Here is a 13,136-nt window from a genome sequence, read left to right as displayed (position 1 = left end):
ACACCAGGACGACAGTGATGAGGTTCACACGGATTCATCTGGCACTCGTTGCCGCAAGCATGGGCCACGGCATGGCCATGGCCGACACCAGCGACAGCGATGTCGGGACCATTGGGGTTCAGGGCAAAGCCACTGCCGGTGGCGGTTATATGGTGCAGGAAGAAAGCATCAAGGCTCGCTCCACCGTGACCAAGGAGGCCCTGGATAAACAGACCGCCACCGGCAATGCGATCGACAAGCTCAAGTACACCCCGGGCTTGAATATCTCCAGTGAAGACAACACCGGCCTCTCGGGCTTTCGCTTCACCATGCGCGGGCTTAACTCCGATCAGGTGGGGATGTCCGTGGACGGTATGCCGATCAACGATTCCGGCAACTACGCGTTGTATTCCAACCTGCTGGGCGACCCGGAAAACATCGACCAGATCTTCGTCACCCAGGGCTCGGCCGAATCCGACGGCCCGCACATCGGTTCCAGCGGCGGCAATATCGGCATCGTGACCATTCGCCCGACCAAGGAAACCGGCGCGTTCGTCAAACAGATCATGGGCAGCAACGCCACGCGCAAGACCTTCGCCCGTCTCAATACCGGCGAGGTCAATGGCCTGAGCAACTGGCTATCGGTGTCCCACACCGAAGGCGAGATGTGGCGTGGTTCAGGTGCCGTGCGGGCGGACAAGGTCGAGTGGAACAGTTTCTTCGATGCGGGCAACGGCAACACCGCCAACCTGATCCTCAAGTACCACGAACAGGACAACAACAGTTATAGCCAGTTGACCAAGGCCCAATTCCAACAGAACGGCCCTAAGTACGACCCCTACCCCGCCACGCCGACCGTGGGTAGCAACGGTAAGCTCAATAGCTACTACGCCCTGGCGCAGAACCCGTTCCAGACCTTTACCGGCGTGCTCAACACCCAGTTCAAACTGGCCGATAACCTGGCCCTGTCGGTGATCCCGTATTACTTCTGGGGTAACGGCAGCGGCGTCAACTCGTCGAGCTACGCACTCAACCGTGGCTCGAACGCTGGCGGCGTATTCGACCTGAGCAACCTGCCTACCGCAGCGCAGTACAACGCCGACGGTTCCTCCACCACCGGCGTGTACTACCGCCCTTCGCGCACGCAGACGTGGCGACCAGGGATTACCACCAAGCTGAACTGGGACCTGGAAGAACACAGCCTGCAATTCGGCTACTGGTACGAACGCGCGCGGCAGAGCCAGACCCAACCGTTCATTGCGCTCAAGAACAACGGCAAACCCACCGACACCTGGCCGGACGGCGACGCCGTGGTCGATGCCAACGGCAATACCGTGCAGGGTCGCGACCGCTTCACCGTCACGCCAGCACAGAAAGTCTGGGCACAGGACACCTGGTATTTCGCCCCCGACTGGACCCTGGTGGCCGGCCTGGCGTACATGAACGTCAAGCGTGACGGTACCAACCACGGCAGCCTCACCGAACAAGCCGAAAAACGTAACCAGAGCTACAACAAACTGCTGCCCAACGCTGGCCTCAAATACCAGCTCGATGAACGCGACCAACTGTTCTACAGCCTGTCGCGCAACATGCGTATCCCGCAGAACTACGTGCTGTACGACAAGGGTGTGGACTCGATCAACTCCAAGCCGGAAACCAGCTGGAACCATGAGTTGGGCTGGCGCTTCACCGGCGACGACATGACCGTGGCCGCCACCTTGTTCTACATGCAGTTCAAGGATCGCCAGGTGTCGTCCAAGGACATCAACGGCGACTTCGCCGACATCAACGCCGGCTCCGTCAACAACAGCGGGCTGGAGCTGGAGTGGAGCGGCCTGCTGCCCAACCACTTCAACTATTACACCTCCTACACCTACACCAAGGCCGAGCAGCAGGATGACCTGACCGTCTACAACGCCGGCAAAGCGATCCTGTTGCCCACCAGCGGCAAGCAGTTCGCCAACGTGCCGAAAAACATGCTGGCAGCCAACATCGGGTATGACGACGGGCGCTTCTACGGCACCTTCGGCGGCAAATACACCAGCAAGCTCTACGGCGACCTGACCAACGATGAAGCCATCTCCGGGCGCACCGTGTTCAACGCCGGCGCCGGTATCTACCTGCCGGTGGACAAGAAGGTGGTCAAGGACGCGACCCTGCGCCTGAACGTCGACAACCTGTTCGACAAGAAGTACCTGGACGGGGTGTACACCACCAAGACCAACGCCGCCACCTACGGTGGTTTCCGCGACGGCGACCCGGCCTACATCGTCGGCCTGGAACGCACCGTGACGGTGTCCCTGGAAGCCAATTTCTAACTGCGAGGTAAGTGAACATGGACATGAACCTGCTCCACGACATCACCTTCTATGTGATGTATGCCGCGATGGCCATCGCCATCTTCATCACCATCGAACGAGGCATCTACTTCGCCTACGTCCGCCGCCAGGCACGCGCCTTGACCGCGGCACTGGGCGCCCAGGTGCACAGCGAGCGCGACTTGCCGGATAGCTTGACGCGTCGCGACAGCCTGCCATTAAGCATGGTGGTGCCGGTGCTGGCACAGAAGGCCTCCCACGGTTCGCGCAAGGACCTGGATGACGTGATCGAAACCCAATACCTGACCACCCGCGCGCCACTCGCCCGCAGCCTGTGGATCATCGAGACCATCACCACCGCCGCGCCGCTGCTGGGCTTGCTGGGCACCATCCTCGGCATCATCGACACGTTCAAGGCGCTGGCCTCGGCGGGTGTGTCCGACCCAGGGCAGATTTCCGGTGGCATCGGTACCGCGTTGTACGCCACCGGTTTGGGGATCGCCATTGCGCTGTTCTGCGTGGTCTTCCACAACTTCTTCCAGGACAGCCTGGAGCGCATCAACGATCAGTTGAAGATCCTGCTGATTCGCGCCGCCACCGGTGCCCGTGTGCAGGGTGAAGTGCCGCATCTGGTGCCTGCGGCGTTGCACAGCCGTACTGCGTAAGTGTTGGGACGGGCGCGTGATGCGCCCGTCTTCTTTTTCTGACTCGAGACCGCTATGTCCCTCTCCTTGAAAGTGCGCATCGCAGGCCTCGCCGGCTTGCTCATGAGTCCGCTGGTCCAGGCGGATTTTTCGATTCCGGGGTTTGAACTGGTGCACACCGTGCCGGTGGATACCGCGTTGGGCACCGCCGATCTGCGCCAGCCGGGCCCGGTGTGGATCGAGCTGTTCGACGGCGCCAAAAGTACGATCGATATCGGCCAGTTCTACGCGGTGGATCACCCCGGCTCGGTGATGGACAGCGTCATCGAACGCTTGGAAGCCGCTGGCAAACGCGGCGTGAAGATTCGCTTCCTGCTGGAGGAAAAAGGCATTCGCTTGTCAGAAGCCTCCACCTTGGAACGCTTACGCGCGATTCCCAACCTGAGCTTACGCGTGTTGTCGTACGGACAACTGAGCGGCGGGATCCTCCACGCCAAATACATGGTGGTCGATGGCAAACAGGCGTTTATCGGCAGCCAGAATTTCGACTGGCGTTCTTTGGAACATATCCATGAAACCGGACTGCGGATCACCGACGCCCCGGTGGTAAGCCAGGTACAGGCGATCTTTGACCAGGACTGGCGAGCGCAGGCCGCCCTCACCGGGCACCAACCCGTGCCCCTGCCGGCCGCCGGTACAGCACCCGCGCGCACCGGCAACTACCTGGTGGCCAGCCCGCAACGCTACAACCCGCCGGGCGTGGGTGATTCACAACTCGAACTGCCACGCCTGCTCAGCGAAGCACAACACGAAGTCCGCGTGCAGTTGCTCGACTACGCGCCGCTGTCCTACGGCCCGGATAAAACCCGCCCGTATTACGCCGTGATCGACAACGCCGTGCGAGCGGCCGCCGCGCGGGGGGTGTCGATCAAGCTGATGGTGTCGAACTGGAACACCGACGCACTGGAGCTGCCGTACCTGAAAAGCCTGGCGGTACTGCCCAACGTGCAGATCAAGATCGTCACCCTGCCCGAGGCCAAGCAAGGGTTTATTCCCTACGCGCGGGTCATCCACAGCAAGACCCTGGAGATCGACGGGAAAGTGGCGTGGGTGGGTACCAGCAATTGGCTGGGTGGCTACCTGGATAACTCGCGCAATCTGGAAGTGGTGATGCGCAGTGAAACGATGGCCAGGCGTATAGGGGATCTGCATGAGCAGCTGTGGGACGGGCCCTACGCAAGAGCCTTGAACGTCACCGATGAGTACCCGGCGCCCCATCCTGGCCAGCATTGACCAGGGACACCTGAGTAATGGTAGTGTGTGGAAATGTTTCTGACAGATCGATCAGAAACGTCCTACTCACTACCTGCAAAGGAATGCTTCCCTCCATGCACTTTCCACTTAAGCAATTGGCCGTTGCGACCCTGTTCGCGGCCAGTCTTTCGGCCTTTACTTCGCCCGCCTTCGCCAACATCACCGCGCAACAGAGCACGGCGATTATCAAGAGTTTCAGCGAAACCTCCGTCACCGATTTTCGTGGTTTCCTCGGCACCCTGGCCAAGGGCGAGCTGGGCAAAACCAGCGACGTGGGCCCGGCCATCAGTGCGTTTCTCGACAACAAGCCCCTCACCGCCGAGCAGCAAAATGAAATCCATCGCTTGCTGGGTATCTACACCCGCGTGAAGTACGGCAAGGCCGCCCTCGAAACCCTGCGCGAGCTGGTGGAAATCCCGACTTTCAACGTGGATGGCCTGCCGCAGTACAAAAACCCGCAATTCCTCAAGATCGCCGACAAGCTCCAGGGCCTGGCGAAAGCCTTCAACCTGAGCTTCCGCAATGTCGACAACCGCGTGTACGAAATCTCTCTGGAGGGCAGCGGCGATGAAGTGGTCGGCATTCATGCCCACGCCGACGTCGTGCCAGTCACGCCAGAAAACTGGGTACTCAAGGACGGCACAAAGCTCGATCCGTTCAAGGTCACGCTGATTGGCGACCGCATGTATGGCCGCGGCACCGAGGATGACAAGAACGGTATTGTGGTGGCGATGTATGCGATGAAGGTGATCAAGGAGGAGAAACTGCCACTGGCGCGCAATTTCAAGCTGCTGGTGGACACCACCGAGGAAACGTCGGGGGATGCGATCCCGTATTACTTCGAGCGCAACCCGACGCCGCAGTACAACCTGGCACTGGATGGCGGTTACCCGGTGGTGATTGCCGAGAAAGGCTATGGCACGGTCATGGCCACCTTCCCGCGTCGCAAGGGTGAAGGCAAAGGCGCGGAAATCATCTCGATGACCGGCGGCATGGCCACCAACCAGATTCCGTCGGCTTCAGTCGCCACCCTGGTCAGCGACAAGCCGGCCGAATTGGCCGCCAGCCTGCAAAAGGCCGGGGCTGAATACGCCAAGCGCAACGGCGGCGATTTCGAGGTCACCGCCAAGGTCGACGGCAAAGACGTCAAGTTGACCGTCACCGGCGTGTCCGCGCACTCGTCCGAACCGGAGTCCGGCGTCAACCCGGTGGCGCGCATGCTGGAATTGATCCACAGCGTCGACGGCACGATCGCCCTCAAGCACAACCACATCACCGACGCCGCGCGGTATGCCTCGGATAACTGGGGCCTGGATTACCTGGGGGGCAAGTTGGGCGTAGGTTTCGCCGATGACTTCATGGGCCCGCTGACCACCTCGCTGACGTTTGTCGGCCTGGATGACAAAGCCTTCAAGCTGGCGGTGAACCTGCGTGTGCCGAAGGGCAAGTCGCCGGAAAAACTCAAAGCCGAGATTGCCGACAAGCTGAGCGCCTGGAACAAGAAAACCAAAGTCAAAGTGGACTTCACCTACTCAATCGCCGAACCGATGTACCGCAACCCCGAAGGCGAATGGGTCAAGGCCCTGCTGGCGGTGGCCACCGAAAACCTGGGCATGGAACACAAGTTCGGGACCTCGGCCGGCGCGACGTCGGTGCATGAGCTGCCGAACGGCGTGCAGTTCGGCTTGGCGCGCCCGGAAGTGAAATACACCGGCCACACCGACAATGAGTTCAAGACCGTCGACCAGTTCTTGCTGGACCTGCAGATCGTTACCGAAATGATGGGCCGCATCGGGCAACTGCCGAAGCTCTGACCGGACGGAGCCCGCCGCAACGGCGGGCTCTCAGACGTCGAGCATGAGGATATCCTCGAAGAACCCACCGACGGGTTCGGTGGGATGGCATAGCTGGATTTCCAGGACCCAGGCCATTTCACTCGGGGGGATCTCCAAGGCAGCCAACTCCTTGCACTCGAACAACGCGTGGGGGAAATCGGCGATGCGATGCCCGGCCAGGTTGCGCGCCAACCTCCAGCCTTTTGAAACGGCACGGGATTCAGCGAAGTCATAGAGCTCGCAACCGGTCAGGCCACGCTTCCACGCTTCGCGCGTTTCATCGAAGACTTCATGCAGGGCCTTTTTGCACGCCAGGTGCAGCGGCGCCTCACCGAACACGAACGTGTCGCCGTAGTCGCCTTCGTAGCCGTCCCACACGGGGCCAAGATCCACCACCGCGATATCGCTGGCGCGCAGCCTGCGCAGCGGGTCGATCCCCTCCCTGGGCGGGCGAACGGTGTCATCGCCAAAGCGAATGTAGGTCGGGTGCCAGGTATGCGAAGCGCCCATGGCTTGCAGTTGCCGGGCCGCCATTTCGAGGGCCTCGGCCGTGGTCATACCGACCATCAGTTGGCTGGCGATCGCCCCCAGGGCACGCATGGAGTGTTCGCGTGCCGCCAGCATGCCATCCAGTGAATAGCGTGGGCCGACTTTTTCCCAGATCGGGTCAAACGCGAGTGCTGGGGTTTCTGCACTCGAACGTCCGCTGGGCACAAAGGCTTCGGCGACAAAGCGGTGAGCCGGCAGGCCCGCCTCAAGGCAGTGTTGGCGGACGTGGCCGATCATGGCGCTGTTGCCGCACGCCCAGACCTGGGTGTTTGCCCAGGCATGCCCATGGCTCAGCGCCACCTCTTGCACCCGCCCCTGGGACGCCAGCACCGGGTGCCAGTGAAACCCCGGGAACTCGCTACTCGCCCAGGCGAGAAATGCGCTGTCGTAAAAGTCCTCCGGCCGCGAGCCGCCCCAATACAACGTGACCTCTGCCTTGCGCGCCAGCGCCGTCAGCAGGATGGGCTTGATGCCGGCATAACCGGTGCCCGTGGCAAACAGCACGGCGGCGCTGGCGTCCACGTCTTGCCAGGTACAAGCACCAAAAGGCCCTTCCAGCGTCAACCTGTCGCCGACGTCGAGTGCAGCCAGGAGGATGTCGGAAAAATGCCCGCCGACCACCCGACGAATATGAAAGACCAGGCGTCCGTCATCCTGGGCCGGCAGGTTGGCTATCGAGAAGCAACGCGAGTCGCCGTCGTCCAGGCAGAACTTGACGTACTGCCCGGCCCGCACCTCCAGGGGCGTATTGGGCAGCAGCACCAACTCGATGACATCAGGGCTCAGGGCGCGAATGCTCACGACCTGCGCCTCGACCGCCAGGGTGGGCGCGTCCAGCGACCAACCCGGGATTTCCAGGCGCATGTCGCCACAGGCATGACTCTGACACAGCAGCATCTCATCCGCCGCCAGCGGGTAACTCGGCGCGGGTGCGCCAGGCGCCAGGGGTTTGGCCCGGTAGTGACCCTCTGCGACCACCACCTTGCACGATCCACAGGCACCGCGCCGGCAAGAAAACGGCACCGACAAGCCTTGGGCAAGCATGGCATCCAGCAACAGTTCGTCACCGGCCTCAAAGGTTTGGCCGGAGGGGGACAGTTCGATGACATGACGTGTATTCATAACAACCTCGGGGTCAGTGAGGCTTGATTGTTGCGTTAGACTAGGCCCATTAAAACCTCCAGTTTTGGATACTTCATATGGTCCAGATGCGTAAATGGCGCCCGCTGCTCAAGCTTGACGCGAGCGCCAGCCAAGCGTCCTACCGCAAGATCGCCGAGGGCCTGGTGACCGCGATCGTCGAAGGACGCTTACCGCCCGGTACGTTGCTGCCCGGCACGCGGGAGATGGCGCAGTTGCTCGACGTCAATCGCAAGACCGTAATCCTGGCCTACGAAGAGGCACAGACCAAAGGCTGGCTGGTCAGCGAGCCGCGTCGGGGCACCTTCGTCAATGCGCAATTGGCGTCCAGGCACCTGCCCAGCCATGCGCAGCAGTCCTTCGCCCCCCACATCCTGGCACAGGCGAACGCCCCGTATTTCGACCAGAACGCCCAGGTGACGGCACTGCATCATCGGCATGACGCGCTGTTTTTCGACAATGGCACCAGCGACCACCGCTTGCTGCCGCAAGCCGTGTTACATCGCTACTATCGCAATGCCCTGCGTAACAGCTTTGCGTCCAACACGGTGCGCTTTGGCAGCGAGGGCACCGGCTATCAGTTGCGCTGCGCCCTCGCCGAGATGCTGCGCAACAACCGCGGGCTGGCGGTCAACGCCGACAATATTTGCCTGACCCAAGGCACTCAAGTGTCACTGCACCTGACGGCCAGCCTGCTGATCAAACCTGGCGACGTGGTGTTGGTGGAACGCTTGAGCTACCCACCAGCGTGGGAAATTTTCCGAAAGCTGGGGGCGCAACTGGTCACGGTGGAGATGGATGAAGAAGGCTGTCGCACGGACCAGGTCGACCGTCTGTGTCGCGAACATAAAGTGCGGATGATTTATGTCACCCCGCACCACCAGTTTCCGACCACCGTCAGCCTGCACGCCGCGCGACGGCAACACCTGCTCGCATTGGCGGCACTGCATGACTTCTGCATCATCGAAGAAGACTACGACCACGAATATCACTTTAACGGGCGCCCCTATCTCCCGCTGGCCAGCGACCGCGCGCAGCGCCACGTGATCTATATCGCGTCGTTATCCAAGGCACTCGGCTCGACGTTTCGCTGCAGTTATGTGGTGGCCCCCACTGACCTGATTCAAGCCCTGCATCGCAACGCTGCCCTGATGCTGGGGGACGCCGATGCGGTTGCGCAAAAGATGCTGGCGGACCTGATCAATGACGGTGAGTTGAAGAAGCATCTACGCCGGGTGTCGAAAGAATATCGGGCCCGCCGCGAAACCTTACAGGCGTGCCTGCATGAGGCGTTCGGTGATCGCATCAATGTGCGGGAGCCGGAAGGTGGCCTGGCGCTGTGGGTGCGCTTCGAAGATCAAATAGACGTTGACCAGATGGTCGCAGCAGCGCTGACGCACGGGCTGGTGGTGCGCAGCGGCCGGCAGTTCTCGCCCACCGGCCAAGCGGAAAATGCACTGCGCCTGGGCTTTGCGTCACTCAACCAGGAAGAGATCCGCCAGGCCACGTTACGCCTGGCCCACGCGGCGAACACGCGATGAACACGCGTGCGATCAAATCGTCGATCCTCACTGACCGCCGTTGTCGTCACAGCGGCAGCAGGAATCGAGACGTCTCTTCAATCCGGGCAAGCTCGGGGAATTCGAGCAACAGCGCGCGGTTGCCCCTGCCGATATGCTCCATCACCGCCCGTGTAATGTGCTCACGCACCATGCCGGTCGAGACGTAATACATGGCCCAGGCCTGCTCGGGCGTGGAGCGGCCAATCTGCTCTTCAATGTCCTTGTAAGCCTGGTCATCGTCCGACTGCGCGTCGCGCTGAAAGTCGCACTGGCACATGATTTACCTCCCCCCCTGGAGCCTGCGCGACAGCCCCTTGGGCTGCCCCGCTCATTCACCCGGTCACGTACCACTCTTGACCTTGGTCCACACACGTGTACGGATACGCTCCAGCTTCAAGGGCAGCGGCTCGAGAGGTACCAGCGTGGCAATGGTCTCCTTGGAAGGGTAAATCCAAGGATTGCTGCGCAGCTTCTGCTCGACAAGCGCGGTGGCATCTTTGTTGGCATTCGGATAAAGCGTGTGGTTTGAGCTCTTGGCAATGACTTGCGGCTCAAGCATGTAGTTGATGAACGCCAAGCCCTGCTTTGCGTGAGGAGCGTCTTTGAGCAGTACGAAATTTTCCGACCAGACCAGCCCGCCTTCGCGAGGCAGGCTGTAGGCAATCTTGCGTCCGGTGTTGTTTTTCTCGTTGATTGCCTGCGCCATCAGCGCCCCACTCGCCCACCCCACGACCACACAAATATTGCCATCGGCGAAGTCAGCGTCGGTTCTGGAGGAATCGAAGTAGAGGACGTAAGGGCGAATTTTCAACAGTAGCGCCTGGGCCTTCTGGTAATCCTCGGGGTTCTGGCTGTTACTCGGCAGCCCGAGGTAATGCAAAGCGATGGAGATGATTTCACTCGGGGAGTCGAGCATCGCTACGCCACAAGACTTGAGCTTGCTGATGTTTTCTTCTTTGAAGATCAAGTCCCAGCTGTCCACCGGGGCGTTATCACCCAACGCGGCCTTGACCTTGTCAACGTCATAACCGATGCCGGTGGTGCCCCATAGATAGGGCACGGCGTAGCGGTTGCCGGGGTCATTGGTCGCCAGCAAGGCCAGCATCTCGGGGTCGATATGGGAAAAGTTACTCAGCTGAGTGCGGTCCAGCGGTGCCAGCACGCCCGCCTGGATCAGGCTTGGCAAGACATTCGAGGTGGCGACGACGACGTCATACCCGGTGCGCCCCGCCATCACTTTGCTTTGCATGATCTCCGCACTGTCAAATGCATCCATATGCATCCGGGTACCGGTTTTTTGCTCGAATTCCTTGGGGGTCTCGGGTGCGATCAAACCGAACCAGTTGTACAGATTCACCCGTGATTGTTCCGCCGCGGCCGGGGCGCTTGCACCCAGGCAAACAAGCGCGGTTAAAAAAAAGCCTCGCAAATGCAATTGACTCATATAACTATCCTTGTCAAAACGACAGGCCCTCATGGCCATGCCCCGCTGTGGGGGTGAATATACCGGGCACCGTTGAATAGTAAATACCTACGAATACTTAGCCATGCCCTGCGGATACCTAACCCTAAAGGGGTAGAAAATGTCACTCGACCTTCATAACCTCGCCTGGCATCGGTCGGCCGGGGCGCTGATCATGCAGCTCAATCGTCCCGCCTTCTGGAGCTCACTGGTTCGCGTATTAAAGGAATATGTGCCGATCGACAACTGGGTCGTATTGGTCTTCAGCGATCAACACGTACAAGTCATCAGCATGACCGAAGTGGCGGATGCGGACGAAGTGGATGCACTGACTGAACGCTATGTAAAAGGGCTTTATCTGCTGGATCCGTTTTACATTGCCAACCGTGAAAACCCGCAGAGTGGCTTTTTTCATTTGTCAGACATTGCGCCTGAGCACTTCCTGACCACTGAGTATTACCATCAGTATTTCGCCCAGTACATCTACGCGGATGAGGTGCAGTACAACGTCCAACTCGACGCGGATAGAACATTGTGCATTTCATTTGGCAGTAACACCCGGTATGGCCCGGAGCAGATCACGACACTGGATATCATCAAGCCCTGGGTGTTGGCATTGATGCATCAACGCATGTGCTTTGAGACTGACCTGGAAAAAAACCTTGTCGAAGTGCCCCCCTGGTCAGAGGCGATCACCCAGCTGGGCAATCAAATAACGGCACGCGAAAAGGATGTCCTCAAATTGCTGTTGAGTGGTTTTTCCAATAAGGAAATCGCCGGCAAGCTGAACCTGTCGACGGAGACCATAAAAGTTCACCGTCGCAACCTCTACAACAAACTGAACATCAAATCTCAATCCGAGCTGTTTACTCGCTTCTTCCTGCCCAGGCAGGAAACGCTTGTGGAGCATTGAGGCGACGCCGGTTTCAGCTGCGCTATAAATCGCGCGCACACAAAAACGCCGATCATCACTGATCGGCGTTTTCATTGAATATGGAGCGGGAAACGAGTCATGCACTAGAGCGCTAAGTCTCTGTTTCCCAATCACTTTCTCCACTGTGGTGATCAGCGAAGAACTCAATTATAGCCTTGTTTTTCGCCCTCGGCAACAAAGTTCATCCAACCACTTCCACCAGCGTCCAAGGATGATCCATCCACCCGTCGTTACGCCTGATGCGTCCAGCTGCTGAGCGGGTTCGCTATCGAACTCCAACTTGCGACGATCATGACTTGCGCTCGCTCCGCAGGCAGCGCGGGGTGGTGTCGCGTGGACTACCTGGCACCTGGACGGCTGTAGGACACAACCGCCGGCATCGGAACACCGCAAGTACTCATCTTTACATCGCTGCGGCTAACTTCGCCGGAGCGCAACGCGGCGCCAGTGTAGTGGCAGCCAGCCTCAACGAAGGCGTGCAGCAATCCGGTTCATCTGCTCGATCTCCGCGCGCTGGCCATCGGAAATCGCTTGGCATAGGTTGACGAGTTCCGGATCTGAGAGCTGCGCCTCGCGGCACATGAGGATCGCTCCCGAATGGTGCGGGACCATAGACGCGATGAACTGTCGATCGCCGATTCCGGTTTGAGCACGGGTAGCGGCAAAAGAACCGAGTGTGAGAACGGCAAACAAGCCGTACAGCACGAGATTGAGCCGCCGGTTTGGAAACATGCCGGGCATTGTCGCTAGCATGAAGATGCCCATTGGCGCCCACATAGTGACCGCCATGTAGAGCATGTTGAGATTGTTTCTGAAGTCCCTGGCGCCGTCGATCATGCTGAACATTACGAAGTACATGACGACGAGGCCCAACACCATGTTCACCCAGAACTTGGCGTATGGTCGGCCGTGCTTACCCATCTGACCGGATGTGTGATGTTGATGTTCATGGGAATGTTCAGCCATCTCCGTCTCCTATGTGCTGGGGCAACCTGGCAGGGTCACTGGTACTGCGGCAGATACTTTGTCGATATATCAGCATGTGGAGCGATGCATCACTAACCGCTGATTTCCAGTCCCCAACTGGACGTAGGGGCGTCGAACGCTTCAACTCGCTGGTCTTGAACCGTCTGGATATCAGACCATACCAAATCGGTCTTGATGGGCTTTGCGCCACCTATGACGCTGGTACCGTGAGCGCCAATATCGAGCTTGCGTCCTCATCGCTCGATGGGCCGGCAACTGATCGATTCTTGCATATCAAGCAAGACAAGGCCACCTGCGGCGGACGCCAATGGCCTCCTCCGCCTTCGCTTAGGGCATCGCCTCAAGCGTCCGTCGCAGGCCATAACGACACAACAGCCCTTGGGCAAGAAAGGAGCCGGTGATGTAGCGCACC

General features: G+C 59.7%; 10 protein-coding genes. 6 read left to right on the top strand and 4 right to left on the bottom strand.

The features are described 5' to 3' along the window. Window positions 1-17 precede the first annotated feature (17 nt). From AB7933_RS11395 to AB7933_RS11380, 4 genes are all read left to right on the top strand, one after another. Window positions 18-2,297, top strand: a complete 2,280-nt coding sequence (locus AB7933_RS11395) for a TonB-dependent receptor (RefSeq protein WP_024074347.1) — start codon at window positions 18-20, stop codon at window positions 2,295-2,297. 17 nt (window positions 2,298-2,314) lie between these two features. Continuing rightward, window positions 2,315-2,962 (top strand): MotA/TolQ/ExbB proton channel family protein, encoded by a 648-nt coding sequence (locus tag AB7933_RS11390; protein ID WP_024074346.1) that lies wholly within the window; start codon window positions 2,315-2,317, stop codon window positions 2,960-2,962. Window positions 2,963-3,016: 54 nt separating this feature from the next. Beyond that, window positions 3,017-4,234 carry a phospholipase D-like domain-containing protein gene (locus AB7933_RS11385; RefSeq protein ID WP_024074345.1) on the top strand — a complete coding sequence of 406 codons (1,218 nt, stop codon included), beginning with the start codon at window positions 3,017-3,019 and terminating at the stop codon, window positions 4,232-4,234. Window positions 4,235-4,329: 95 nt separating this feature from the next. Further along, window positions 4,330-6,069 carry a dipeptidase gene (locus tag AB7933_RS11380; protein WP_024074344.1) on the top strand — a complete coding sequence of 580 codons (1,740 nt, stop codon included), beginning with the start codon at window positions 4,330-4,332 and terminating at the stop codon, window positions 6,067-6,069. A gap of 30 nt (window positions 6,070-6,099) precedes the next feature. Here AB7933_RS11380 and AB7933_RS11375 read toward each other — a convergent pair whose 3' ends face one another. Next, window positions 6,100-7,761, bottom strand: a complete 1,662-nt coding sequence (locus tag AB7933_RS11375; protein ID WP_024074343.1) for a M24 family metallopeptidase — start codon at window positions 7,759-7,761, stop codon at window positions 6,100-6,102. A 77-nt stretch (window positions 7,762-7,838) separates the two neighbouring features. On the opposite strand from AB7933_RS11375, the gene AB7933_RS11370 reads away from it, so the two are divergent. Then, on the top strand, window positions 7,839-9,320 hold the full coding sequence (locus AB7933_RS11370) for a PLP-dependent aminotransferase family protein (RefSeq protein WP_024074342.1): 1,482 nt from the start codon (window positions 7,839-7,841) through the stop codon (window positions 9,318-9,320). Between the two features lie 46 nt (window positions 9,321-9,366). Here the strand turns inward: AB7933_RS11370 and AB7933_RS11365 are convergent, their stop codons facing one another. Both AB7933_RS11365 and AB7933_RS11360 read right to left on the bottom strand, forming a co-directional pair. After that, complete coding sequence (locus AB7933_RS11365) at window positions 9,367-9,618, bottom strand: hypothetical protein (protein ID WP_024074341.1); 252 nt, start codon at window positions 9,616-9,618, stop codon at window positions 9,367-9,369. Window positions 9,619-9,681: 63 nt separating this feature from the next. After that, a complete protein-coding gene (locus AB7933_RS11360) occupies window positions 9,682-10,785 on the bottom strand; it encodes a polyamine ABC transporter substrate-binding protein (protein WP_093235839.1) in 1,104 nt (367 codons plus the stop codon). A 139-nt stretch (window positions 10,786-10,924) separates the two neighbouring features. Here AB7933_RS11360 and AB7933_RS11355 point away from each other — a divergent pair, with 139 nt between their 5' ends. Next, a complete protein-coding gene (locus AB7933_RS11355) occupies window positions 10,925-11,716 on the top strand; it encodes a response regulator transcription factor (protein WP_024074339.1) in 792 nt (263 codons plus the stop codon). A 486-nt stretch (window positions 11,717-12,202) separates the two neighbouring features. Here AB7933_RS11355 and AB7933_RS11350 read toward each other — a convergent pair whose 3' ends face one another. Beyond that, window positions 12,203-12,703 carry a DUF305 domain-containing protein gene (locus AB7933_RS11350; protein WP_003098996.1) on the bottom strand — a complete coding sequence of 167 codons (501 nt, stop codon included), beginning with the start codon at window positions 12,701-12,703 and terminating at the stop codon, window positions 12,203-12,205. Window positions 12,704-13,136: the final 433 nt, after the last annotated feature.

The organism is Pseudomonas gorinensis, assembly GCF_042015035.1.
In the GTDB taxonomy this organism is placed as follows: domain Bacteria; phylum Pseudomonadota; class Gammaproteobacteria; order Pseudomonadales; family Pseudomonadaceae; genus Aquipseudomonas; species Aquipseudomonas gorinensis.
This window is presented reverse-complemented; position numbering and strand designations above follow the sequence as displayed.

What these genes read in the sequence shown, in the direction of transcription:
- AB7933_RS11395 (WP_024074347.1), top strand. Translation starts at nt 18, where the DNA reads ATGAGGTTCACACGGATTCATCTGGCACTCGTTGCCGCAAGCATGGGC.
- AB7933_RS11390 (WP_024074346.1), top strand. Translation starts at nt 2,315, where the DNA reads ATGGACATGAACCTGCTCCACGACATCACCTTCTATGTGATGTATGCC.
- AB7933_RS11385 (WP_024074345.1), top strand. Translation starts at nt 3,017, where the DNA reads ATGTCCCTCTCCTTGAAAGTGCGCATCGCAGGCCTCGCCGGCTTGCTC.
- AB7933_RS11380 (WP_024074344.1), top strand. Translation starts at nt 4,330, where the DNA reads ATGCACTTTCCACTTAAGCAATTGGCCGTTGCGACCCTGTTCGCGGCC.
- AB7933_RS11375 (WP_024074343.1), bottom strand. Translation starts at nt 7,761, where the DNA reads ATGAATACACGTCATGTCATCGAACTGTCCCCCTCCGGCCAAACCTTT.
- AB7933_RS11370 (WP_024074342.1), top strand. Translation starts at nt 7,839, where the DNA reads ATGGTCCAGATGCGTAAATGGCGCCCGCTGCTCAAGCTTGACGCGAGC.
- AB7933_RS11365 (WP_024074341.1), bottom strand. Translation starts at nt 9,618, where the DNA reads ATGTGCCAGTGCGACTTTCAGCGCGACGCGCAGTCGGACGATGACCAG.
- AB7933_RS11360 (WP_093235839.1), bottom strand. Translation starts at nt 10,785, where the DNA reads ATGAGTCAATTGCATTTGCGAGGCTTTTTTTTAACCGCGCTTGTTTGC.
- AB7933_RS11355 (WP_024074339.1), top strand. Translation starts at nt 10,925, where the DNA reads ATGTCACTCGACCTTCATAACCTCGCCTGGCATCGGTCGGCCGGGGCG.
- AB7933_RS11350 (WP_003098996.1), bottom strand. Translation starts at nt 12,703, where the DNA reads ATGGCTGAACATTCCCATGAACATCAACATCACACATCCGGTCAGATG.